Raw genomic sequence first — 25617 nt, 5'->3', positions numbered from 1 at the left:
GGCGCTTTGCATCGGCTTAGCGTCCGGGCATTCAAACGGGTAACATGAGTGAATTCGCAGGATCGGCATGGACAAAGGGCTCATTCTCATCGTTGAAGACGATCCCGACATCATGCAGATTCTGGACGCCTACCTCATTCGCGATGGATACAGAACCGTAAGAGCCGGGGACGGAGAAACGGCGGTAACGCATTTCTCCATGTTGCGGCCGGATCTCATTCTTCTCGATATCGGGCTACCGAAGCTCGATGGCATCGATGTGCTGACACGCATCCGGCGGGAGCGTGATACGCCAATCATCATGGTCACCGCCCTTGCCGAAGATATGGACAAGCTGACCGGTCTGCGCCTGGGCGCCGACGACTACATCGTCAAACCTTTCAACCCGCAGGAAATGGTCGCGCGGGTGCATGCCGTGCTGAAACGCACGCGTCAGCCATCCAGCGGGGGAATTCTGCGTTTCGGCGCCATCGAAATAGATACCGAAGCTTACACCGCGGCTGTTTGCAGCGATGCCGGGCGGACCGTTCTGCCGTTGACTCTCAGCGAGTTCAGGATTCTCGCCCATATGACACGCCGCCCCACCTATGCCTTTCAGCGGGCCGATCTTCTGGATGCCTGCCTGCCGGAAAGCGATGCGCTGGCACGCACGGTCGATACGCATATCGCCAATCTGCGTAAAAAACTGACGGATCACGGTGCTGGCGGCTATCTGGTGTCGGTGCGCAGCATCGGCTACCGACTTGCCAGGGAGCAGACAGTATGAGGCTTCGGCGGCTCCGCCTCAGCACAATGACGGCGATCACCATCACCACGATGCTCATCTTTGCCGTTGCGTTGGTCTATTTCGGCGTTTCCTGGTATTCGGATACCATTGAGGAGCGTGTCCTTGCCGAACTCTCGCCTGATGCCGCTAAGGCTTTCTCGGATATTGACCGGGGCGTGATACCGGATCAGCGCCAACTTCAGGCCCTTATCGAGGTTTTACCGGGCTTGGAGGACCAGGCAGATAACGAGCTTCTCAAATCGGTGTTCGTCTTCGGATTGCTCGGTGTCTTCCTGTGCAGCTTGCTTGGTTATTTCATCTCCCGGCGCATTGCAGCACCTCTCGGTGAGCTTGCCGACGCGGCGCGGCGCATGGCGACCGGCGATTTCAGCGGAGGCGCAAAAATCAAGGCGAACCGCATCGCCGAAGTCGCATTTCTGGTCGATAGTTTCGAGACTTTGACACAGGAACTTCAAATGATGGAGCGCCGGTTGAAGTTCAACACGATGGCGGTGGCCCACGAGCTGCGCACCCCGCTAACCATCTTGCAAGGCCGTTTGCACGGCATTGCCGATGACGTCTTTCCGCTCGACAAGCAGGCCATTCGCCACCTCATCGGCCATGTGGAGGGGCTTGCGCGTCTTGTCGATGATCTGCGCACGCTCTCGCTGGCGGAAACCAACAGCCTCGTTACGGAGATGCGGCCGCTTGATCTCGCCACCGAATGCGCGGCAGTGGCGGAATCCGCGCGGCCTCTTCTCGACGAGGCGGGCATTCGTCTCGATATGTCCCTCGACCCGGCTCCCGTTTATGGTGACCCTCAGCGCCTTCAACAGCTGCTGCTCATCCTGATGGATAATGTACGGCGCTATGCGGCGAGCGGTAAAAGTCTCTTCTGTTCAACCGGAATCCGGGAAGGGCAGTCCTTCATAACAATCGAAGACAAAGGGCCGGGGTTTCCCCCGGGCATCGAGGCGCACGGCATCGAACTCTTCTGGCGGACAGAGCCGTCACGCGCCCGCAAGACCGGTGGCACAGGCCTCGGCCTGTCGATTGCCCGAGCGATCGCCCGGGCGCATGACAGCGATTTGCAGATAGGCCCGCGACAGGATGGCGGAACCGTCGTGACGGTTCTTTTCAAGGCCGCCACCTGAAAAATCCCCACGGGCGCCACTAAGAGGCAGCAGTTCCCAAGCCTTCGGCAGGACTGGAAATCCTGAAAATCGCCTGAAGTCTCGCGTCCGCACAACGCCATCCCCTAAACGTGAACAGGCTTTCGCGCAGGGCCGAAGACCGCAAAGCTGAGAGCGGCGAGCAGCCAGACGCTGATGCCGGCATAGAGCATGACCAGACCGAAACCGTCTGCGAGCACCTGATGGACGAGCGCGTCCGAAACACGCTCCGCCGACGATCCCGCGGTTCCGGCGGCTATCTTCTCCGCGAGCGAACGTAAGTCGGACATGTCAGCGCCGGCAGGCAGGTTTGCCCGCAACGAAGCCCGGACACCCTCCACCAGAATGAAGCCCATGATGGGGATGTTAATGGCAAGCGAGATCATGCGGGCGCTCATGTCGATGCCGGACGCCATGCAGGAACGGGCGGGGGAAACCGCACCCGTGGTGGTGTTGGTGACCGGCGTATTGGTCAAACCAAGCCCGATGCCGGCGAAGATGCAGCCGGGCAGCATGCTAAGCCAGCTCGCATTTTCGATGCCGCTTCCAAATTTCATCAGCATGAAACCCAGGCCGATGGTGAAGAGCCCGGCCGGAATGACGAGGCGCGGCTGGTAACGCAACGACAGACGCTCCGCCAGGGGAGGAACAACCAGCGCCGGCAGCGTATAGGCAAGCAGGCCGAGGCCGGCGGTGACGCTGTCATAACCGAGGCCCGCCTGAAACCAGATCGGCAGATAGATCATGAACGGCCAGAAGCTGATATTCATCGCCGCCGATCCGATGATCGCCCCGGAAAAAGGCCGGATGCGGAACACGGAGAAATCGAACATCGGTCTCGGCGTCAGCTTTTCAGCGACCACGAAGGCAATGAAGCTCGCAACCGAGACACCGACGATAAGAAGCGCCATCGGGCTCGCAAAACCGAGCTCCGGTCCCTGCGTGATGAAAAAGGCGAGGCAAAAGACGGCGGCCGAAAGTGTGGCCATGCCGGCAAGATCAAGACGCGCCGCCTCCGGATCGCGCGATTCCCCTACACCACCCGCGGCGAGCAGCCACGTCACGATGCCGAGCACCACATGAACGAGGAACACCCATTCCCAACTCCACAGCGCGACAATGGCGCCGCCGATGATCGGGCCGAAACCCAGCCCCACGCCGGAGACGATGCCCCACCAGCCGAACGCCATGCCACGCTCCCGGGCCGTGCGGAACTGGTGCGACAGGATGGCGATCTGGCACACCAGCATCGCCCCGCCGCTCAAGCCCTGAAGGAAACGGGCGCCGATCAGCACGGAAACATTCTGCGTCATTCCGCAGGCGAGGGAAGAAAGCCCAAAAGCAGCAATACTGCCAAGAAAGACGCGTTTGCGACCGAAGCGGTCGGCCAGTGCGCCCGTCGCCATCAGCACCGTGGTCACGCCGATCGTATAGGCGTTCATGATCCACTGAAGCTGGCGAAAATCCGCCTGCAGAACCTGTTCGAGTGTGGGCAGGATTGCCGGAACACTGGAAATTTCCAGTCCGAACATCAGGGCGGAGAGACAAACGGCAGCAAGCGCCATGGCGCTTCTGCTGCCCGCTTGTTCGGTAACGGCAAGGGTCATTCTTCAGCCTTTCGTGGGTGGAGGCGCACAGGCGACATCCGCTCAATAAACCGGAGGCAAACTAGCCAAGGCTTGACCATAACGGAATTGGATGATTGACTATTTCAGAGACAACAAATTGGAATGATAGAGATGAGCACGCTGGATGTGGAGGCCGTCGAGGCCTTCGTCACCATCGCCGATCTGCAGAGTTTTACCCGCGCGGCCGAGGCGCTTGGCACTACGCAAGGCGCGATCAGCGTCAAGCTCAAGCGGCTGGAAGACAGGCTTGGCCAGCGGCTGCTCGAAAGAACACCGCGTTCGGTGCGCCTGTCCGCCCAGGGTGCCGTGTTTCTCGCACCCGCCCGCGAATTTCTCGCCGCACACGATCGGGCACTGGCGGGCCTTTCCTCGCCGCGCCGCCGTTTCGGCCTCGGCATTGCCGCGCATGTGGCGGGGCCGGAGGTGCCGACGCTTCTCGCGCGGCTCAACGACCACGACCCCGGCCTTACGATTGAAGTGCGGATGGACCATTCCCGCTCCCTGCTCGACGCCTTTGACCGTGGTGAAATCGATGCGGCCATCATCCGGCGCGAGGACGACCGGCGCGATGGTGAGGTGCTGGGGCCGGAGCATTTCGGCTGGTATGCAGCGCCGCAATTCGACCATCGTCAGGGTGAACCGCTCAGGCTCGCGGCACTTTCGCCGACCTGCGGTGTTCGTGACATCGCTTCTCGGGCACTGGATGCGGCCGGAATTGCCTGGACCGAAGTCTTTCTCGGCGGCACATCCTCGATGGTGACGGCAGCGGTTTCGGCGGGGCTCGCGATTTCAGCCTTTTCCTGCCGTCTTGCTCCACCAGGCACAGTGGAAGTCAGCCAGCGGTTTGGCTTGCCGCCGCTGCCTTCCAGCGAAATCATCATGTTCTCGACCCTGACCGACAGCAGGTCCCGCGAAGCATTGCGCACCCTTGCAGCCGCTTTTCGCGAGCACCGACCGGGAACCTAAAACGGACCCAAGCCGCCTGTTTGTCGACATTTCCGGCCGAAGACTCTAGCCTCTGGCGAATAAGACGCGGTAGGCTCCCTCGACCATCCGTTCATCGCTTTGGAGTATTCATGTCCCTTCCCCAGAAAATCGGTTTCATCGGTACGGGCGCCATCACCGATGCGATGGTGCGCGGCCTGCTTGCCAAGCCCGCCGCCGTACCCCATGTCATGGTGTCCCAGCGCAGCGCGGATATTTCGGCCAGACTTGCCGCCGATTTTCCGCAGGTGATCGTCTCCGGCGACAATCAGACGATTGTTGATGGCTGCGATACCGTCATGCTGGCAATCCGTCCGCAGATCGCCGAAGAGGTCATCCGGCCTCTGCACTTCAGGGACGGGCAGAAGGTCATCAGCGTCGTGGCCGCAACCAGCCGAGACGCGCTTCTGGACTGGATCGGTGCGGATGTGCGTCTCGCCCAAGCGATCCCGCTGCCCTTCGTCGCCCGGCGCAAGGGCGTCACCGCCATTTATCCCGCCGATACGGACACCGCCGCGATCTTCAACGTGCTCGGCGATGCGGTGGAATGCGAAACAAAGACGGAATACGACCTTCTGGCCGCCGCCAGCGCTCTGATGGCCACCTATTTCGGCATCATGCAAACGACGACAGAGTGGCTGGCGGAGAACGGCCTGCCGGAAGAAAAGGCGCGGGCCTATGTCACGCCGCTCTTTGCCGGTCTTTCCGAGGTGGCTGTGCTGTCCGGCGGAAAGACCGACTTCACCGAGATGAGCCGCGAATTCGCCACCAAAGGCGGCCTCAACGAGCAGGTCATGCAGGACTTCGACAGAAACGGCGGTTCCAGTGCGCTGAAAGAGGCATTGAGCCGGGTGATGGAGCGGATCGCGCAATAGCCGGCGGGTGGGCATTAAAACGAGAACGAGAAAGGGGCCTTTCGGCCCCTTTCCATTTATGCCTTTCCTGGACGATTGATCGTGAGGAAGTGGCGCACGACAGGCCTTTCCAGCCCGGAATGGTAAGCAAGCACCTTGCCCTGCAAATCCGCATCGGCATTGGAAACCCGCTTGTGCTGGCGCAGATGCTCGGCCCAGGATTCCACCATGAACCATTCCACGATCTTCTGCGGATCGGCAGAGTCTTCGGTGACACCCCAGCCATAGGCCCCATCGCGGCGGCGTTCCTGAGAGAGTTCGTCCAAGGCATGCAGGAAAGCCGTACGGTGATGCTTCTCGACATTATATTCGATCAGGATCAGAACCGGGCCGCGATCATGGGCCACAGGCTCGGCGACGAGCGGTTCGGGCCAATGGTTGGACGGCACCATATCCGCGTCACCCGCAGGCAATTTCAGGCGATGCATGACGAGACCGGCGATGAAGAGACCGGCTGCACCGATCAGCAGGGTGCCCCGCACACCTGCGGCTTCACCCACAGCACCCCAGCCAATGCTGCCCGCCGTCATCGCACCATTGAAGACAGTGAGATAGACCGCCAGACCACGACCCCGCACCCAGTTCGGCAAGATCGCCTGGGCTGCGCCATTGAGCGTCGTCAGCGCCGTGATCCATGCGCCGCCGAGAAACAGCAGGATGATGATGGCAAGCCATTTCGGCGGTGCGAATGACAGGCCGGCCATGACGAGCGCGGTGATGATGGCGGCGCCGAGAAGCAGGCCATCGGCATCGAAACGGGCACGCAGCTTTGGCATGACCAACGCACCGCCGATCGCACCGGCTCCAACGGCACCGAGCAGGATACCGTAGAAACTTGCATCCCCACCCAGCAATTGCCGGGCGACCAGAGGCAACAGCGCCCAGACGGCACTGGCGAAAGCAAAGAAGATCGCAGCCCGCAGCAGGACGACATGCAACGGTCGGCTGGCGCGCGTGTATCGCAGACCTGCCCGGAATGCGCCAAAAAAGTTCTCCTGCAGCGCATCATTGGCGTTCTTGGCTCGCGGCCACCACAGAAGAGCGGCGATGACAACGAAATAGCTGGCGACATCGGCACCATAGGTAACGGCCGCACCGAAGGCTGCCAGCAGGATGCCGCCGACAGCGGGGCCGATTGAACGGGCGATGTTGATGCCGAGCGAGTTCAGCGCCACGGCGCTCTTGATGTCCTCGCGCTTCACCAGTTCCGGCACGATGGCCTGCCAGGTCGGCCCCATCAGTGCCGCACCGATGCCGCCGAGAAAGGTGAGGCCGATCAGGGCGCTGACGGACAGCATGCCGGTATTGGCGAGAACCATCAGGGTAACGCTGACCGAGGCCAGCAGCAGCTGGACTGCGATGAGGAATTTACGGCGGTCGAGAATATCCGTCAGCACGCCGGCCGGGATCGCCAGAAGAAAGATCGGCAGGGTGCCGGCCGCCTGTACCAGGGCGACCGCTGCCGGCGAGGCCGAAAGATCGGTCATCAACCATGAACTGGCGACATCACGCATGAAGCTGCCGGTATTGCCGAGCACCGTCGCGGCCCAGAGGACGGCGAAAACCGGTTGCGCAAGAGGAGCAAAGCTGCTCGCGGAGGATTTTGCGGCACTCATTTGCCTGTTCCTTTCGTGAGATCGATTGCAGCGACGATAACAAAGGCGCCAGCCAGACCGAGATGTTCGAAGAAGGCATTGGTGGCCATCATGCGGTCCATGCCGGGCGCCATTTCCCAGAACCGAAGGGCGATGAAGGTCGCAAGCAGCGTGAAGCCCGAGAGCGCCAGAGCACCCGCCCAGCGCAGGAAACCCGACACCACCAGGGCGGAGGCGGTGAGTTCAAAAACAATGACAACGACGGCAAATGCCGCTGCCGGCTGCAGGCCAAAATGGTTCATCTCCGCAATCGCGCCGGGGAAATCGAAGATCTTGGTGAGCGGCCCCTGAATATAGGCCGAACAAAGCGCCAGAAGTGCCACGGTTCGTGTGACGGGCGCGGCGACGATTTCAGCAAGAAGCCCGCGAAGACGAAGGGTGGAAGATGGGTCGGTCATTTAATGCTCCTGCGATCTGGCCGGATGTGTGCGGCGCTGCGTTCATCTGATGGAGCGATATTGGCGCAAAGGATTGCCGCCAACAATTGCATCAATAGTTTCGATATAATTGCGTAATCTGCAATATTCTTTTGTTGCCGTCCGGGTCTGGAAGGCAACGGGCGGCAGCATGCGCCGCCCGTTGGATGTCTCTTGTCGATCAGGCTCAGACTGCCCAGCAGGAGCAGCCCAATGCGCCGAAGAAGCCCTTCAGATCGGCAATCGGCAGTTTCGATGTCCAGGCGCCGGCATGGTCGTGACCATGAACGCCGCAATCACTGGCGCAACCGCAGGAGGTGATGGCGGCACGTCTCAGCGAGTTCTTACCCGCCCGTTCAGGCTCACCCCAGGCGGCATAACCGCCGAAGGTGCGCACCGGCGACCAGTCGGGCATGGCGGGCGGAATATTGCTCTCGTCAAGCACCCTGAAGTCGCCGGCGCCATAAACGATCTTGCCGCCTACCATGGTCAGTTCCGAGGTGAGGAAGGATATTTCATCTTCCGCGCAGGAGAAATAATCCTTGTCCGGCACGACGAGATCGGCGAACTGTCCTTTCTCGATACGGCCCTTCTTGCCTTCTTCGTTGGAGAACCATGTGACTTTTTCGGTCCACATGCGCAACGCCGTTTCACGGTCTAGGCAATTGGCGCGCGGATAAAGCTGCATGCCGCCGACGGTCTTGCCGGTCACCATCCAGAACAGCGACACCCATGGGTTATAGGAGGCAACGCGCGTTGCATCCGTGCCCGCCGAGACATTCACGCCCTTTTCCAGCATCCGCGCAATCGGCGGTGTGGCTTCGGCCACGCCCTGGCCATAACGCTCGACGAAATATTCGCCCTGATAGGCCATGCGGTGTTGGGTGGCGATGCCGCCACCAAGGGCTGCAATGCGATCGATCGAGCGATCGGAGATGGTTTCGGCATGGTCGAAGAACCAGTTCAGGCCTTCGAGCGGGATATCCCGGTTGACCTTTTCGAACACATCAAGCGCCCGGGAGATGGTCTCGTCATAGGTGGCGTGCAGACGCCAAGGCCAGCGGTTTTCCGCCAGAATCCGAACGACATCTTCGAGCTCGCCTTCCATCTCCGGTGGCATATCGGGCCGCGGCTGACGGAAATCCTCGAAATCGGCAGCGGAAAAGACCAGCATTTCACCCGCACCATTATGCCGGAAATAATCGTTGCCCTGCTTGTATTTGACCGATGACGTCCAGTTGAGGAAGTCTTCCTTCTCCTGCTTCGGCTTCTGCGTGAACAGGTTGTAGGCCAGCCGAACCGTCATCTGGTTCTCATCCGACAGCTTCTGGATCACCTCGTAATCGTCAGGATAATTCTGGAAGCCGCCACCCGCGTCGATCACGCCGGTCACACCCAGCCGGTTCAGCTCACGCATGAAGTGGCGGGTGGAATTGACCTGATAGTCGAGCGGCAGTTTCGGTCCCTTGGCAAGCGTCGAATAGAGAATCCCGGCATTCGGCTTGGCGAGCAGCAGACCCGTGGGATTGCCGTTGGCATCGCGGGTGATCTCGCCGCCGGGCGGGTTCGGCGTATCCTTGGTATAGCCAACGGCGCGCAGGGCTGCACCGTTCAGCAGCGCCCGGTCATAGAGATGCAGAAGGAAGACCGGCGTATCCGGCGCCACCGCATTGATTTCCTCGATGGTTGGCAGACGCTTTTCAACAAATTGATGCTCGGTGAAACCACCGACGACGCGCACCCATTGCGGGGCCGGCGTGATTGCCACCTGGCGCTTCAGCATATCCATGGCATCGGCAAGCGAGCGAACGCCGTCCCAGCGTAGTTCCATGTTGAAGTTCAGGCCGCCACGAATGACGTGGGTGTGGTTGTCGATCAGGCCGGGCAGCACGCGCTTGCCCTTGAGATCGACGATCTTCGTTTCCGATCCTGCAAGGGCCATGACCTCGGCATCGCTTCCTACCTCAACAAACAGACCGTCCTTGATGGCGACTGCCGTTGCATTCGGATTGCCGCGATCAAGCGTCGTGACGCGGCCATTGTGAAGGATGGTATCTGGATGCATGGACGAAGCTCCGCTCTTGATGGGATCAGCGGCCTTAGCCGGTGAAAACAGATTCGGAAAGGCGAGACTGGATGCCGCGCCGAGGAAAGTGCGTCGTGTCGGCATCAGCTTTTCTCCCGGTTGGTCGGCTGCTGAGTCTGCGCGAGATCAGTGGTTTCAGCGCCACCCTTGGGCATATGGCCGAACATGTGCGGCTTGATCTGGTTGAACCACGAAACGGCGGCCGGTTCCCTGTCGATGATCGTCTTCGCGAAGGGGATGATCTGTTCGCCGACCAATATGCCCAGCAGGCCGACAAGCGCAATGACGGGCGGCGCGGGGGAACGCACATTAAGCAGGCTGTAGACGATGCCGACCAGCAGGCCAGCGCCAAGGGACAGAAGATAGACTTTCATGGAAACCTCCTTTGGATGGATAAAGCCGCGCCGGCCGGGATACTGATCCCGCCGGCGCGGCATGGTTGAAAGCTTATTTCGCGGGGTTCGGGCCGATGCGCTTGCCGTGCTTGATGCGCTCTGCACCGCCATGGACATGGGTGACGGCATAATCGATGCCCATGCCGTAGGCGCCGGAATGTTCCTTCACCAGCGAGGTCACGGCGTCATAGGTTTCCTTGCGTGCCCAGTCGCGCTGCCATTCCAGCAGCACCTGCTGCCAGGTAACGGGAATGACACCCGCCTGCACCATGCGGTCCATGGCATATCTATGCGCGTCGAGAGAAGTGCCGCCGGAGGCGTCCGCCACCATGTAGATCTCGTAATCCGCGACATCATGCAGCGCAGAGAGTGCGAAGGTGGTGTTGCACACTTCCGTCCAAAGGCCGGAGACGACGATCTTCTTGCAGCCACCGGCGGCATTTTTCGCCAAGGAGTTGCGGACATTCTGGTCATCCCAGGAATTCATCGAGGTACGTTCGAGAATGTCGTTTTCCGGGAAGACCGCGAGCAGTTCCGGGAAGGTGTTGCCGGAGAAGCTTTCCGTTTCGACCGTGGTGATGGTCGTCGGGATGTTGAAGATCTTTGCCGCCTTGGCGAGGCCGACGACATTGTTCTTCAGGGTCTGGCGGTCGATCGACTGCACACCGAAAGCCATCTGCGGCTGCTGGTCGATGAAGATCAACTGGCTGTTGGCGGGAGTAAGGACTTCAAGCTTCGACATGGTGGTTCTCCGTTCTGGTGGTGATTGCCGGTCTACGGCGGTGAAATTGATAAGGCTTCGCCGACCGGCTGCCCGGCAGGGGCAGCCGTCTTGGAAAGTGAAAATCTGTTCCGGTCAGTAGGTGCGGATCAAAGACCCGCTCTATGCCGCAAGCGGGGCGAGGTTCGCCTCAATCTGATTGCGGAAAGGCTCGTAGCGGCTGGGCAGCTTCAGCGCTTCGCCCAGATGCGCCGTATCCTCGTCACGGTCGAAGCCGGGTTCGTTGGTTGCGATCTCGAACAGGATCCCGCCCGGGGTCCGGAAATAGATTGCCCAGAAATAATCGCGGTCGATGACCGGCGTCACCTGGTAACCCGTATCCATCAGGGCCTTGCGCACTTCCAGCTGCTTTTCACGGTTTTCGACCGCAAAGGCGATATGGTGGACTGAACCTGCTCCCTGACGGGCAAAAGGCGTGTTTGGCAGGGCCGCAAGATCGATCGTATCGGCCCCGTTACCGCCGGGAATGACATAACGCGTCACATTGCCCTCGGCATCGGTCCGCTCATATCCCATGAAGCGGAGAAGCTCCTCGGTCGCCGCCGTGTCATTGAGATTGAAGCGCGCACCGGAGAAACCGCGGATGGCATTCTCTTCGGAAATGCCCTCAGCCTGCCAGGCGGCGCGTGCATCATTTGCCGTTTCGATCAGCGCCAGACCATCGCCATCGGGACCGGTGAAACGCAGGCGATTGGCGCCGAAGACCGTGTCGGCCTGAATGCCGGCGGCGCCCTTTGCAATCAGCCGGTCTCTCCAGAAACCCATGGCACCCTTCGGGATGGAGAACTGGGTTTCACCCACCTCGCCCACGCCGGGACGGCCCGCCATCATGTGGTCGAAAGGAAAATAGGTCATGACTGTGCCGGGCGTTCCCGTTTCGTCACCGTAATAAAGGTGATAGACGCTGGGTTCGTCGAAGTTGACGGTCTTCTTCACCCGGCGCAGGCCGAGCGTATCGGTGAAAAAGCTGTTGTTCTGCCGCGCATCCGACGCCATCGAGGTAACGTGGTGCAGGCCCTTGATATCCTTGATCATCATCGGCGCCTTTCGTGGTCGCTGTGTTTGTTTCGATGGACAAAGATGTAACCCGCTTGATCATGTCGCGGAATTGCAATATTTCTTTCGAATGAATTGCGATTTTTGAAATAATGCGATGAACGACCACAAAGCTCTCAAAATCTTTCTGATGGCGGCCGAGAAGCGCAATTTTGCGCAGGTCGCCCGCGAACTCAGCATGACGGCCGCAGGCGTCACGCGCGCCATTGCCGCGCTTGAATGTGATCTCGGTGTGCAATTATTCGTCCGCACCACCCGGCAGGTTTCGCTGACCACCGACGGCGCCGTCTTTGCCGCGCAGATACAGCCCGCGGTCGAGGCGCTGGAGAACGCCCGGCGCGATGTGCGCAACGCCCACAAGGCCGATGAGGGGCGGCTGAGGATCAGCGCGCCGACGTGGCTCGGCAAGACGGTGCTGCCGCCGATCCTGTCGGGTTTCCGGGAATTATATCCGAAAATGTGTTTCGAGATTTCCCTGTCGGACGGCCTGGTCAATATTGTCGATGACGATTACGATCTGGCGATCCGCATTTCGTCGGCCCCATCAGATAAATTCACCATCTGGCGCAAGATCAGGGCCGTGCCGAGAATCCTGGTGGCGGCACCGGGCAGCCGGTTCACGCAGATGAAACATCCAGGCGACCTCACCCCTGACGATTGTCTTGCCTATAGTGGTGAAAGCCGGCGGGAAAACTGGGTCCTCTCGGATGGCGGATCGAGCATCACCATAACCGCCGGTCGCGCCTTCAGCGCCAACAACGGCGAGGTTCTGGCCGATATGGCGGCTGATGGCGCAGGTGTGGCCATGCTGCCGGGATTTCATATCGCCGAACATATCCGCAGTGGGCGGCTTGTCCATATTCTGCCGGGCTGGGCCCCACCGGAACTCTGGCTGACGCTCTATTATCCGCCCTATCAAGCCCTGCCGCCCCGCATCGCCACCTTCTCGAAGTTCTTCGAGGAGCAGCTGACGGCCCACATGGTGATGCTGGACTAAAGCCCGCACATTACACCGTGACGAAGCGCGGGAGCGCGGCGGTTATAAGAGCGATCTCGCTACAATAGCGGGAAGGCACTTCGACGTCCATTTGCAGAATAACGTCATCATGGCTGAGAGCTCCGCCTAGGTCGAAGCGGTCATCAAAGCCTACAGGGCAGTATAAGACTTAAAGAACGAGAAAATTCGGTATCTGCAAGAGCAAAGTATCCATCTCCATCCCAACCTTCAAATTGGCCAATCTTATCGACGAGATACACGATAGCTTTCTCCGCACGAAACTGAGATGGGTGTGCTTGTCATCGGCGACGACTATATCGTGTACTCATACCAATATTTCTCACAAGAAGGCATCTGTAGTGTTTATCGAATAAAACATTCGATCTGATCGGCGAACGACAGGATAAAAATTGTCGCCCGCAGAAGATGCCATTAAGACGTCACTCACCATAACTGCGCCAATGCCTAAGAAGTCGCCGTTTAACTGGAAAGACATTTCACTTCTCCGGGTCAATAGCTGATCGGGCAAGCAATCCGGCTTTAAACACATCCAGCCACAGGCAAGTTATCTGCGATAGCTAAAGACGGCCCATCAACACGCTGTTTTATCTTCGACCCATTGTCGCCTTGCCGCAGGATGTCATGACCGCCAACCACGCCTCTCCTTCAAACGACGCCGCCGCTCCCAGCGCCCTTGATCTTGCGCGGAACCAGCGGTTGAGCCTCATGGATCTGCTGAGCGTATCAGAGGCGCTCAATGCCGCCGGCCAGCAGGCGGCGGCTGCGGAGCTTTACAAGACCTGGGTCGCATTCAACGACAATAACCCGACGATCCATCTCGCCTATTTCAACTATGCCGTTATGCTCAACCAGCTGGGCGACCGCGCAGGCGCCGTACAGGCGTTCCGCGCCTGCCTGAAAGCCAATCCGGAATTTGCTCCCGGCCACATCAATCTCGGCCGCGCGCTTGAAGATGCCGGGCTGATCGGCCACGCGGTGGAGCAATGGTCGCACTATGCCGACGCGACAAAGAATGTCGATGCCGAGACGATCGGCCATCGGCATATGACCCTGCAGAACATGGGCCGGGTTCTCGAAGGCGCCGGCAAGCTCGAAGAGGCCGAAACCGCTTTGCTGCAGGCATTCGAACTGCGGCCGGAATTGCCGGAAGCCGGGCAGCACTGGGCATCGTTGCGACAGCGCCAGTGCAAGTGGCCGATCCTCGCTCCTTCGAACCACATTCCTGCGCGCAAGATGCTCGATGCGATGTCGTCGCTGACGCTGAGCTGTTACGCCGACGACCCGATGTTCCAGCTGGCCAAGGCTTACCGCCTCAGCAAAACGCTGATTGGCGCGCGTCCGGACCTCAGCCGTTTTCCGCGCAGGTCGGCGAAACAGAAATCCGGCACCGGGCAGCGTCTGCGCGTCGGCTACCTCTCGTCGGATCTTCGCGATCATGCCGTCGGCTTCGCCCTCTGCGAAGTTCTGGAACTGCATGACAAGGACAGCCTTGAAGTCTTCGCCTATTATTGCGGCAATGTCCGCGGCACTGACAGCACGCAGGCACGCATCAAGGCCGCAGTCCATTGCTGGCGGGATATTCATGGCGTGGATGATGCCACCGCCGCATCACACATCATCGCCGACGAGATCGATATATTGATCGACGTGAATGGCTACACCAAGGACGCACGCGCGAAAATCTTCGCCCATCGTCCTGCACCTGTCATCGTCAGCTTCTGCGGTTACCCCGGATCGATGGGAAGCCCGTTCCATCAATATCTGATCTCTGACGGCTACATGATCCCGCCGGAGAACGAAATCTATTATTCCGAGAAGGTGCTGCGCATCGCCTGCGACCAGCCGCTGGACCGCAAGCGGCCCATCGCCGCCCGGCCGAGCCGGGCCGACGTCGGACTGCCGGAGGATGCCTTCGTTTATGCCAGCTTCAACGGCATGCAGAAGATCACCGAAAATTGCTTCGCACGATGGATGACAATCCTGTCGGAGACGCCCGGCAGCCTGTTGTGGCTGCTGACGGGGGATGAGGACGTCAATCAACGCCTGCGAGACCTTGCGGAAAAGAGCGGCGTGGCGTCTGAGCGGCTCGTCTTCGCACCGAAGGCCCAGAACCCGCAGCATATCGCCCGTATCGGCCTTGCCGATCTATTTCTCGACACGTTCCCCTACGGCGCGCACTCCACGGCATCGGATGCGATAACGTCAGGCCTGCCCGTCCTTACCATGTCCGGCAAGACCTTTGCCGCACGCTTCTGCGGCAGCATCGTCACCGCAGCGGGCGTGCCGGAAATGATCTGCTCTTCACCGGACGATTATGTCGCCCGTGCCATCGGTTTCGAACAAGACCGCCAAAGCCTTCTGGAGGTCAGGGAATCGATCGCCCGGCAGCGCGAGACGAGTGTCCTGCGGGATATTCCCGCCCTGGCGCGACGTCTGGAAGAACTCTTCTGGCAAATGCAGGGCGAATGCGAGCGCGGCGAGACCCCTGTGCCTGATCTCAGCAATCTCGATATTTATTATGAAGCGGGTGCAGAAGCGCTGCTGGAAAACATCGAGTTCGAGGACGAACAAAGCTACCGCGAGCGCTACCTGAAAAAGCTGAGGCAATGGCACGATTATGCGCCGATCCCCTATGACCGCCGCCTCTGGCAGAAACCGGACAATTGAGCGCGGGATCGAACAGCATGGGCCAGGACAAGCGCCATGCGGCGCCCGGCAAATCTTGACCGCCTGCGGGGCGATGGATGAACAGGACTGACTTACCAATGATCGCGGACGAAAGAATTGTCATTGTGGGTGCCGGGCTTTCCGGCGCGGTCATTGGCCGAGAGCTTGCGCTGGCGGGCCATCTGGTCGACATCATCGATGCCCGCGATCACATTGCCGGCAATTGCCATACCGAACGCGACGGCGAAACCGGCGTCATGGTGCATGTTTACGGTCCGCATATTTTCCATACCGATGACAGGGAAGTCTGGGACTATGTCAACAGCTTCCAGACCTTCATGCCCTACAAGAACCGGGTCAAAACGACGAGCAGCGATCAGGTCTACTCCCTTCCCGTCAATCTGCACACGATCAACCAGTTCTTCGGCAAGAATTTCCGACCCGATGAAGCGCGAACCTTCATCGAGGAGAAGGCCGACAAGTCGATTACCGATCCACAGACCTTCGAAGAGCAGGCGCTGCGCTTCGTCGGCCGCGATCTCTATGAAGCTTTCTTCAAGGGATATACCGAGAAGCAATGGGGCTGCTCGCCGACGGAACTGCCGGCCTCCATTCTGAAACGCCTGCCCGTGCGCTTCAATTACGACGACAACTACTTCTTCCACAAATATCAGGGCATGCCGGAAAGCGGTTATACGGACATGATCGAGCGCATCCTCGATCACCCCAATATTACGGTAAAACTCGGCACGCGCTTTGACCGCGCCGAAACGCCGGCCTCCGGACACGTCTTTTATTCCGGTCCGCTTGACGGCTATTTCGATTTCGAATTTGGCAGCCTTGCCTACCGAACGCTCGACTTCGAACGGTTCACCTATGCCGGCGATTACCAGGGCTGCGCCGTGATGAATTACGGTGACGTATCGGTGCCCTTTACCCGCATTACCGAACACAAGCATTTTTCCCCATGGGAAGACCATGCCGGCTCCGTCTGCTACCGGGAGTTTTCCCGCGAATGCGGCCCGCAGGACATTCCCTATTATCCTGTCCGGCTGGTCGAGGACAAAGAACAGCTCGCCGATTATGTGGCGCGGGCCGAGCGGGAAACCTCGGTCACCTTTGTCGGACGGCTCGGAACCTATCGTTATCTCGACATGGATGCGACCATCCGGGAAGCGCTCGATACTGCTCGACTCTATCTAGCCACCCACGCCGAGGGCCGCTCCATGCCGGCATTTCTACATCCTCCGGTCTGAAACGCATTTCGCATTTTTCTTTGCATCTCTCGGCCTGTGAGCGCACCAGTGCCTCAACCTATGCTGCGCTGAAAACCATATTACAAATAAGGATCGACTAAAACGCAACTTAAGGTTCAGGCAAGCCCAATTGCGTACTCAATATCTGAAAAATGATGGACCTGAGTAACCGATGCTCTCGCGGGTGGTTGAGCAGGAAACTCATCTGTCGAGGCTTGGGCTTTAGGATTTTCCAGACATGACGTCGATCATTGCTTCCCTGAATGTCAATCAGATCCGATATCTCTCGACGGAGGCGGTCGCCGCCTGGACAACCGAAGACGTTGCCTCGCTCTCCACAACGCAGATCAAGGCGCTCTCATCGGATCAGATCGCGGCATTGGATGTGGAGGATGTCAAAATCCTCAACTCTCAGCAGCTGAGCGCCATTTCACAGGTCGCCATCGTTGGTTTGACGCTGGATCAGCTCAACATTCTCGATCAATACGCCATCAAAAGTCTGAGCGCGAGCCAGGTTTCCGCGCTGACGACCACCCAGTTTCATGCCCTGACGACGGATCAGGCGGAGGCCCTGACCTCCTCCCAGGTGCGTGTTCTCAGCTCAGCGCAACTTGCGGCGCTGAGCGCCGAGGATATAGCAACCTTCTCGACCGCTGACATGGCGGCGATCACGGCCAAAGCCATACCGGGCCTGGGCACGGAGGTGATCGCAGGACTTACCCCGGATCAGATTGCGGCGCTGAACATCAGCGCGATCGCAAGCCTGACGACCGAACAGATCGCGATCCTGAGCCCGCAGCAGGCTGAAGCCCTGACCCCGACACAGGTGAGGGTGCTGAGCTCGCTTCAGCTCGTTGCCCTCGGCGCAGACGATATCGCCACCTTCTCCGCAGCCGACATCGCCGCCATTACCGGCAAGGCCATAGCGGGCCTGAGCACCCAGGCAATCGCGGAACTGACGGCGGATCGCATAGCCGCGCTGAATGCAAGCGCGATTGCCGGCCTGACGACCGAGCAGATCGAGGCGTTGAGCACCGATCAGATCGCCGCCTTGACGACGGCGCAGATTGCCGCACTCAAAACGACCCATGTCGCGGCCTTGAGCACGAGCCAGGTCGAAGCCCTGTCACCGTTACAGGTACGATCGCTGAATGCGTCGCAACTCGCGGTCCTCAGCGCGGAGGATATCGCGACATTCTCCACCGCCGATATTGCCGCGATCGCCGGCACAGCCATGTCCCGCCTGAACACGGAGGCGATCGGCACTCTGACGCTGGATCAGATCGCCGCGCTGACGACGGCCCAGCTGAACGCCCTCAGTTCAGTACAGTTCCAAGCCCTGAGCGCCGGTCAGGTCGAGGCCCTGTCGGCCACGCACATTGCCGCCCTGAGCACCGCCGTGATCGCAAGCCTGACAGCCGATCAGATGGAAGCCTTTAGTACACAACAGGTCGAGGCCTTCTCCGCCGCACAGGTGAAGCTGCTGAACTCGGCTCAAATTGCAGCCCTGAGCCCGGATGACATAGCGGCATTCTCAACCGCCGATATCGCGGCGATTGCCGGCAAGGCAATGTCGGGCCTGAGCACGGGCGCAATCGCCGCGCTGACCACCGCTCAGATCGCTGCCCTGACGACCGGCGCGATCGCGGCCTTGACGGACGACCAGATCGAAGCCCTGAGCACCAGTCAGGTCGCGGCCCTCTCCCCGACACAGGTGAAATCGCTGAGTTCAACGCAACTCGCGGCCCTGAGCGTGGAGGATCTCGCGACCTTCTCGAGCGCCGATCTTGCCGCGATTACCGGCAAGGCCATGTCGGGCTTGAGCACGGATGTGATTGCAGCACTGACCGCCGCCCAGATCGCCGCCTTCGGCGCCAGCGCGATTGCCGGCCTGACGTCCGATCAGGTCGAAGCCTTGAGCGGCAGCCAGGTCAGCCTTTTGTCCGCCACGCAGATCAAGGCATTGAGTTCGACGCAGGTCGCCGCCCTGGGTAGCGATGTGGCTGCCTTGTCCACCAGCCAGACCGCCGTGTTGAGTGCGGTGGGTATCAAGGGCCTGACCCCGGAGCAGATTGCAATCCTGCGCGCCGATCAATTCTCAGCCTTGACCACAGCCCAGATCGCGGCTTTCAGCTCGGGACAGATAACGGCAATGGGCGCCGGCAACATCGCATCGCTTTCCGTGGCCCAGATTGCGGCCATAAACACGGCAAGCATGACAGGACTTTCAACCGGCCAGATCGCAGCGCTCAGCACCGAGCAGATTTCCAGGCTGTCGAGCAGGCAGATGGCAATGTTGAATGCGGCACAAATTGGGGCGCTCAGCACCGAGGCCGTAGCGGCTCTTTCGACGGCACAGATTTCCGGCCTGAGCGCCGCAGGCATTTCAGGGCTGAGCAAGCAGCAAGTGGCGACATTCAGCACCGCCCAGGTTGAAGCCCTGACGAGTGCGCAGATCCTCAATTTCAGTTCCATGCATATTGCCGAACTGGGGACGGAAGATCTCGCGAAATTCACCACCAAGGATATCGCTGCGATCAGTTCGAGTGCGATCGCGGGATTGTCGGCGGAGGCCATCGCCTCCCTGACGACCGCGCAGATTGCGGCGCTGAACACGCAAAGCATCAATGCGCTGAGCACCGCGCAGATTGCGGCCTTGACGACCGCTCAGGTCGAGGCCTTGACCACCACCCAGGTCAGTGCGCTCACCTCGAAGCAGATCGCGGCCTTGAGCACGGATGACATCGCAAGGTTCTCGACCAAGGACATCGCCGCGATCAGTTCGGATGCAATCTCTGGCCTCTCCGCGGAGACCATAGCGTCGCTGACGACAGCCCAGATCGCTGCACTGAATGTGAAAAGCATCGCTGCGCTCAGCACCGTGCAGATCGTGGCCCTGACGACGGCTCAGGTCGAGGCCTTGACCACCGTTCAGGTCGGTGCTCTCAGCTCGACACAGGTCGCCGTCCTGAGCACGGACGATATCGCAACCTTTTCGACGAGGGAGATTGCCGCGCTCAGTTCAAATGCGATCGCCGGACTCTCAAAGGACACCATAGCGTCGCTGGCGACATCCCAGATCGTCGCGCTGAGCATGGCCAGTATCAGCGGACTGAGCACCGGGCAGATCGCTGCCTTGACGGGCGATCAGCTCAACGTTCTTACCAATACCCAGATCGCCGCCCTCACCTCCAAGCAGGTTGCGGCACTTGATGTGACCGACATCACCGCGCTTTCGACAGGCCAGATCGCCGCCTTCAGCGCGGCCGGTGCGGCGGGTCTCACCACCGATCAGATCGCCGCGTTGAGCACCGATCAGGTCGGGGCGATGACCAGCGGTCAGATCGCAGCTCTCAGCGCAAAACAGATCGCCGCTCTCGGCACCGACGACATTGCGACTTTCTCGACCGGGGATATTGCCGCGCTCAGTTCGAATGCGGTTGCGGGCCTCTCAAAGGACACTGTGGCGTCGCTGACGACAGCCCAGATTGCGGCGCTGAGTTCGGCCGGTATCAGCGGACTGGGCACCGGACAGATCGCCGCCCTGACAGGCGAACAGGTCAACGTCCTCACCAATGCCCAGATCAGCGCCCTCACCTCCAAGCAGGTTGCGGCACTTGACGTGACCGATATCGCCTCGCTTTCAGCGGCACAGATAGCCGCTATCGGCGCCGCGGGCGTGGCAGGCCTCACCACGGATCAGATCGCCGCCTTGAGCACCAGTCAGGTCGAGGCCCTGACCAGCGCCCAGATCGCAGCCCTGAATTCAAAACAGATTGCGGCTCTCAGCGCCGATGATCTCGCTATCTTCACCACCGCGGAAATGGCCGCAATCGGTTCTGGCGCGATCTCCGGCCTGTCGGCATCGACCATCGCATCCCTGACGACGGCGCAGATCGCCGCCCTCGGCACGGCGGCCGTGGCGGGCCTGACAGCGGACCAGATCGCCGCCCTCGGCACCGGTCAAGTGGATGCGCTCACCAATGCGCAGATCGCCGCTCTCACCTCCAAACAGGTGACGGCACTCAGCGTTTCCGGCATCGGCTCGCTTTCATCAGTACAGATGGCCGCCCTCAGCACAGCGGGCGTGGCAGGCCTCACCACGGATCAGATCGCGGCCTTGAGCACCAGTCAGGTCGAGGCCATGACCAGTGTCCAGATCGCGGCCCTGAGCTCGAAACAGATTGCGGCCCTCAGTGCCGATGATCTTGATATCTTCACCACCGCCGAAATCGCGTCGATCGGTTCCAGTGCGGTCTCGGGCCTGTCGGCATCGACCATCGCCTCCCTGACGACGGCGCAGATCGCGGCCCTTGGCACGGCGGCCGTATCGGGCCTCACCACTGACCAGATTGCCGCCCTCGGCACAGGCCAGTTGAACGGCCTTACCAACGCGCAGATCGGTGCCCTCACCTCCAGACAGGTTGCGGCGCTCAGCGCGACCGGCATCGCCGCACTGACGACAAGCCAGATCGCCGCTCTCGACGCCAAGGCTGTCGCGGGCCTTGGCAGCGCGCAGGCCGGTGCCCTGAGCGTCGAGCAGGTCGAAGCCTTATCCACCCGTCAGATAGCGGCGTTGACTTCGGATGCCCTTCAGGGACTGTCTACGGACATGCTGGAGACCTTCTCGCCGGAGGAACTGGCAGCCATTGGCGCTGGCGCAATAAAGGGGCTCTCTACGAACTTTATCGCCACGCTTTCCACGGCAGAGGTTGCGGCCCTAAGTACGGCAGGCATCTCCGGCTTGACCAGCGAGCAGGTCGATGCTCTTGGCAAGGGCGGGATCGAAGCCCTTTCCACCAGCCAGATCGCCGCATTGAGCTCGTCCGGACTGGCCGGGCTGACGACGGAGGATATGGAAACTTTCTCCACCGGCGAACTTGCTGCAATCAGTTCAACGGCCATCAGGGGATTGTCCAACACCGTCGTCGCGGCCCTGTCTTCAGAGTCGATAGCCGCTCTGACGACAGGCCAGGTGGCTTCGCTGAGCTACGGCCAGGTCGCGGCAATGGATGCTGCACAAATCGGCGCATTGTCGACATCCCAAGTCAGCGCCCTCAGCGCAAGGCAGGCGGCCGCGCTCGGCGCAGACGACCTCACGACATTTTCCGCCGAACAGATCATCAGCTTGAGTTCAAGCGCGATACCGGGATTGAGCACCAGCACACTCGCTGGCCTTACAGCTTCTCAGGCTGCAGCCTTCACGCCGGGCCAGATCGCCGCCATGACATCGGCGCAGGTTACGGCGTTGAATAGCAGCAAGCCGGCGAACAGCTCGGTGCAGGAGATCGCTTCCTTCCTCTCAACCACCGAGGCGAAATCTTCGTCGCAAGACAATACGGGCGAGACCAGCGGATCAGTCGGCACGTCGACCAAGACGCAGGAAACGTCCGATGCCGCCTCAGCTATCCTGTCCTATCTTGATGTCTGAGAGGTTCTATCCTCTGACAAAGCGGACAGGATTGTTCGCGGATCGATAAAAAGGAAACGGGCGTCACCGCAAGGGACGCCCGTCAATGCGACTAACGTTGAGAACGATCAGCGTCCGTGCTGCTTGCGCCATGCGGCAAAGGCGACCTGATGTTCTTCCTTGGTGCAGGGATAAAGCCCGATGATCGTCTGGCCCGCCTTGACCTGCTCCACCACGAAATCTTCGTAAGCCGTCATTTCCACCGCTTCCGTCGCCACTTCATCGGCAATGCCGGCGGGGATGACGATGACGCAATCCGCATCACCGACGATGATGTCGCCGGGGAAAACCGGCGCGTCGCCGCAGCCGATCGGGCCGTTGATCTCGATCGCCTCGTGTTTGGTGAGGTTGGTCGGGCTGGATGGCCGGGTGTGGTAGGCCGGAATATCCAGCTCGGCAATGGTGGCGGCATCACGGAAACCACCATCGGAAACGATGCCGGCACCACCGCGAACCATCAGGCGCGTGACCAGAATATCGCCCGCCGAGGCGGCGCTCGCATCCTTGCGGCTGTCCATGACAAGCACATGGCCCGGCGGGCAGGTTTCGATGGCAACGCGCTGCGGATGAGCGGGATTGCGGAATTCCACAAGCTGATTGCGATCCTCGCGGGCCGGCATGTAGCGCAGGGTGAAGGCCGGGCCGACCATGTTCTTGCCCTTGTAACCCAGCGGGCGCACGCCCTGGATGACCTGGTTGCGCAGGCCGCGCTTGTAAAGTGCCGTCGCCAGTGTGGCGACGGAAATCGTCGTCAGTTTTTCGCGCGTTTCATTGTTCATGTCTGTCTCCTCGCAATAGCCGATAAATGCGTTTCAAGTCCTGTGAATGGGCTCGTCGATAAAAATGCCGCCCTGATATTTCGCGATCGCGGCCTCCGGATCGGGGCGCGGCACATCGCGTTCGATTTCCGTCCGGTAGCGTGCAGCATTGTCGCGCCGCTGCCAGCCGAGAAAATCGATATGGGAATTATCCCACCAGCTGTCGTCATTGGCCGAAACGCCCCAGATGACCGGGCATCCGAGTTTCGGCGCACGGAATGTGGCCTCGATCAGCGAGACGAAATCGCCATAGCTGAGCCAGGTGGACAACATCCGCCAGTTGGAGGGTTTTTCTTCGCAGGAGCCGATGCGGACGATCGCCGTCTCCTGGCCGAATTTGGAATGGTAGAGGCTCGCCATCGCCTCGCCGAAAATCTTCGAGACGCCATAAAGACCGTCAGGCAGAAAGGGTGTCTCGGAGACAAGCTTCTGACCCTGGGGATAATAACCGATCGTGTGATTGCTGGAGGCGAACAGAATACGCGGCATGCCGTTCAGTCGTGCCGCCTCATAGAGATTGTAGACCCCTCGCAGATTAGCAGCCTCGATCGGATCGAAAGCCCTCTCGACGGAGACGCCGCCGAGATGAACAATGCCGTCACAACCCTTGACGAGATCGTGCACCGCCTGCTCGTCTTCCAGTGCGCAGCGAACGAGCTCTTCGTGAGGCGCGGCCGAACCGAGGTCAACGACATCAGAAAGGCGGATGGTCTCGGCGATATGGCCAATCCGTCCGCGCAGCATGCTGCCCAGCTTGCCGCCGGCACCGGTGATGAGCAATCGCTTCAACATGTCGCGTCCTTAGAAAATATCGGGCTCGCCGGCGGTGCGGCCGAAATCCGTCTGCAGGAAGTCGAAGTCACAGCCTTGATCGGCCTGGGTGACGTGCTTGGAGAAAAGATAACCATAACCACGTTCATAACGCGGTGCCGGCGCCTGCCAGACCGCCCGGCGACGGGCGATTTCCTCTTCACTGACCAGCATGTCGAGGCGACGTTGCGGCAGGTCGAGGCGCACGATATCGCCGGTTTTCAGGAGCGCCAGCGGGCCGCCGACGAAGCTTTCCGGCGCGACATGCAGCACGCAGGCGCCATAGGACGTGCCGGACATACGGGCGTCGGAAATGCGCACCATGTCGCGGTGGCCCTTCTTGATCAGCGCCTTCGGGATCGGCAGCATGCCCCACTCGGGAAAACCGGGGCCTCCGAGCGGACCGGCATTGCGCAGCACCAGAACATGGTCCGGCGTGACATCCAGGTTTTCATCGTCAATGGCGGCCTTCATTTCGGGGTAGCTGTCGAACACCAGCGCCGGACCCTGATGCACATGGAGTTTCGGATCGCAGGCCGCGGGCTTGATGACGGCGCCGTCCGGGCAGAGATTGCCACGCAGCACCGCAAGCGAGCCTTCCGCATAGACTGGATTATCGAGCGAGCGGATGACGTCGTCATTATAGACCTTCGCGCCTTCGAGGTTTTCACCCATGCTGCGGCCGGTCACGGTCAGCGCCGAACAGTCTAGACGGTTTTCCAGCTGCTTCATCAGCGCCCGAAGGCCGCCGGCGTAATAGAAGTCCTCCATCAGATAGTCTTTGCCGGAAGGGCGGACATTGGCGATCAGCGGCGTGACCCGGCCAAGTTCGTCCAGCTCATCCAGTGTCATCGGCACGCCGGCGCGACGCGCCATGGCGATCAGATGCACGACGGCATTGGTGGAGCAACCGGTCGCCATGGCGACGATGGCGGCATTGCGAAATGCGTTCGCGGTGAGGATACGGTTCGGGGTTAGTTCCTCGCCCACCATCTCCACGATACGCCGGCCGCAAGCTGCCGACATGCGCTGGTGTTCAGCGTCAACGGCAGGAATGGAAGATGCGCCCGGCAGGGTGAGGCCAAGTGCGTCCGTGATGGCAGTCATCGTCGAGGCGGTGCCCATGGTCATGCACACACCGGCCGAGCGGGCGATACCGCCCTGCACGCCGCGCCATTCCTCGTCGGTGACGTTACCGGCGCGACGTTCGTCCCAATATTTCCAGGCATCGGAACCCGAACCCAGCACCTTGCCCGCATAATTGCCGCGCAGCATCGGGCCCGCCGGCAGATAGATCATCGGCACGCCGGCAGAAATCGCCCCCATGACGAGGCCGGGTGTCGTCTTGTCGCAACCGCCCATCAGCACCACGCCGTCGAGCGGATGCGAGCGGATCATCTCCTCCGTCTCCATGGCCAGCATGTTGCGGTAGAGCATCGATGTCGGCTTGGTGAAGCTCTCGTCCACCGAGAGCGACGGCATTTCGACCGGGAAGCCGCCGGCCTGCAGCACGCCGCGCTTTACGTCCTTCACCCGCTCAGGAAAATGCGAATGACAGGTGTTGAGCTCCGACCAGGTGTTGAGGATACCGATGACGGGTTTGCCGACAAAATCCTCCTCCGCATAACCAAGCTGCATCATGCGCGAACGGTGGCCGAAGCTGCGCAGGTCGTCGGGTGCGAACCAGCGGTCGGAACGGAGTTTTTTATCGGTCATGTCAATGGT

General features: G+C 60.4%; 18 protein-coding genes. 8 read left to right on the top strand and 10 right to left on the bottom strand.

Annotated features, from left to right (window positions below; translation table 11 throughout):
- Nucleotides 1-67 precede the first annotated feature (67 nt).
- Together CFBP5499_RS20875 and CFBP5499_RS20870 are read left to right on the top strand one after the other, a co-directional pair.
- Nucleotides 68-766: a response regulator gene (locus tag CFBP5499_RS20875; protein WP_080828679.1), complete on the top strand. Its 699-nt coding sequence runs from the start codon at nt 68-70 to the stop codon at nt 764-766.
- Nucleotides 763-1920: an ATP-binding protein gene (locus CFBP5499_RS20870; RefSeq protein WP_080828682.1), complete on the top strand. Its 1158-nt coding sequence runs from the start codon at nt 763-765 to the stop codon at nt 1918-1920. The genes CFBP5499_RS20875 and CFBP5499_RS20870 overlap by 4 nt, the downstream gene beginning before the upstream one ends.
- A 104-nt stretch (nt 1921-2024) precedes the next feature.
- Here the strand turns inward: CFBP5499_RS20870 and CFBP5499_RS20865 are convergent, their stop codons facing one another.
- Nucleotides 2025-3545 carry an MFS transporter gene (locus tag CFBP5499_RS20865; RefSeq protein ID WP_080828685.1) on the bottom strand — a complete coding sequence of 507 codons (1521 nt, stop codon included), beginning with the start codon at nt 3543-3545 and terminating at the stop codon, nt 2025-2027.
- A 132-nt stretch (nt 3546-3677) separates the two neighbouring features.
- On the opposite strand from CFBP5499_RS20865, the gene CFBP5499_RS20860 reads away from it, so the two are divergent.
- Entirely contained in the window at nt 3678-4532 is an 855-nt protein-coding gene (locus CFBP5499_RS20860; RefSeq protein WP_175416838.1) for a LysR family transcriptional regulator, read from the top strand.
- Nucleotides 4533-4642: 110 nt separating this feature from the next.
- Complete coding sequence (locus CFBP5499_RS20855) at nt 4643-5425, top strand: pyrroline-5-carboxylate reductase (protein WP_080828693.1); 783 nt, start codon at nt 4643-4645, stop codon at nt 5423-5425.
- Between the two features lie 56 nt (nt 5426-5481).
- Here CFBP5499_RS20855 and CFBP5499_RS20850 read toward each other — a convergent pair whose 3' ends face one another.
- The 6 genes from CFBP5499_RS20850 to CFBP5499_RS20825 all read right to left on the bottom strand — a co-directional run bounded on the left by CFBP5499_RS20850 (nt 5482) and on the right by CFBP5499_RS20825 (nt 11832).
- The gene (locus CFBP5499_RS20850) at nt 5482-7080 is read right to left on the bottom strand and encodes an MFS transporter (protein ID WP_080828695.1); all 1599 of its coding nucleotides are present in this window, start codon (nt 7078-7080) and stop codon (nt 5482-5484) included.
- Nucleotides 7077-7517, bottom strand: coding sequence for a DoxX family protein (locus CFBP5499_RS20845; RefSeq protein WP_080828698.1), 441 nt, complete (start codon nt 7515-7517; stop codon nt 7077-7079). The genes CFBP5499_RS20850 and CFBP5499_RS20845 overlap by 4 nt, the downstream gene beginning before the upstream one ends.
- Nucleotides 7518-7722: 205 nt before the next feature.
- On the bottom strand, nt 7723-9705 hold the full coding sequence (locus CFBP5499_RS20840; protein ID WP_080828699.1) for an amidohydrolase: 1983 nt from the start codon (nt 9703-9705) through the stop codon (nt 7723-7725).
- Nucleotides 9705-9995 carry a XapX domain-containing protein gene (locus tag CFBP5499_RS20835; protein ID WP_080830158.1) on the bottom strand — a complete coding sequence of 97 codons (291 nt, stop codon included), beginning with the start codon at nt 9993-9995 and terminating at the stop codon, nt 9705-9707. Before CFBP5499_RS20835 ends, CFBP5499_RS20840 begins: the two co-directional genes overlap by 1 nt.
- A 73-nt stretch (nt 9996-10068) precedes the next feature.
- A complete protein-coding gene (locus CFBP5499_RS20830; RefSeq protein WP_080828702.1) occupies nt 10069-10758 on the bottom strand; it encodes a hydrolase in 690 nt (229 codons plus the stop codon).
- 141 nt (nt 10759-10899) lie between these two features.
- Nucleotides 10900-11832 (bottom strand): ring-cleaving dioxygenase, encoded by a 933-nt coding sequence (locus CFBP5499_RS20825; RefSeq protein WP_080830159.1) that lies wholly within the window; start codon nt 11830-11832, stop codon nt 10900-10902.
- Between the two features lie 118 nt (nt 11833-11950).
- On the opposite strand from CFBP5499_RS20825, the gene CFBP5499_RS20820 reads away from it, so the two are divergent.
- The 4 genes from CFBP5499_RS20820 (at nt 11951) to CFBP5499_RS20805 (ending at nt 22225) form a co-directional block, all read left to right on the top strand.
- Nucleotides 11951-12850, top strand: coding sequence for a LysR family transcriptional regulator (locus CFBP5499_RS20820; protein WP_080828705.1), 900 nt, complete (start codon nt 11951-11953; stop codon nt 12848-12850).
- A gap of 642 nt (nt 12851-13492) precedes the next feature.
- Nucleotides 13493-15538 (top strand): hypothetical protein, encoded by a 2046-nt coding sequence (locus CFBP5499_RS20815; RefSeq protein ID WP_080828708.1) that lies wholly within the window; start codon nt 13493-13495, stop codon nt 15536-15538.
- Between the two features lie 98 nt (nt 15539-15636).
- Nucleotides 15637-16794 (top strand): UDP-galactopyranose mutase, encoded by a 1158-nt coding sequence (gene glf, locus CFBP5499_RS20810; protein ID WP_080828713.1) that lies wholly within the window; start codon nt 15637-15639, stop codon nt 16792-16794.
- Between the two features lie 238 nt (nt 16795-17032).
- The gene (locus CFBP5499_RS20805) at nt 17033-22225 is read left to right on the top strand and encodes a beta strand repeat-containing protein (RefSeq protein WP_137066445.1); all 5193 of its coding nucleotides are present in this window, start codon (nt 17033-17035) and stop codon (nt 22223-22225) included.
- Nucleotides 22226-22332: 107 nt separating this feature from the next.
- Here CFBP5499_RS20805 and CFBP5499_RS20800 read toward each other — a convergent pair whose 3' ends face one another.
- The 3 genes from CFBP5499_RS20800 to araD are packed head-to-tail and all read right to left on the bottom strand — an operon-like array spanning nt 22333 to nt 25608.
- Nucleotides 22333-23043 (bottom strand): ribonuclease activity regulator RraA, encoded by a 711-nt coding sequence (locus tag CFBP5499_RS20800; protein WP_080828718.1) that lies wholly within the window; start codon nt 23041-23043, stop codon nt 22333-22335.
- Between the two features lie 33 nt (nt 23044-23076).
- On the bottom strand, nt 23077-23874 hold the full coding sequence (locus CFBP5499_RS20795) for an NAD-dependent epimerase/dehydratase family protein (RefSeq protein WP_080828721.1): 798 nt from the start codon (nt 23872-23874) through the stop codon (nt 23077-23079).
- Between the two features lie 9 nt (nt 23875-23883).
- Entirely contained in the window at nt 23884-25608 is a 1725-nt protein-coding gene (araD, locus tag CFBP5499_RS20790) for an L-arabinonate dehydratase (RefSeq protein ID WP_080828726.1), read from the bottom strand.
- Between the last annotated feature and the right edge of the window lie 9 nt (nt 25609-25617).

The sequence above is a fragment of the Agrobacterium tumefaciens genome (assembly GCF_005221325.1).
Lineage (GTDB): Bacteria > Pseudomonadota > Alphaproteobacteria > Rhizobiales > Rhizobiaceae > Agrobacterium.
Note: the sequence above shows the minus strand (reverse complement) of the source record. Positions and strands in the feature narration are given on the sequence as shown.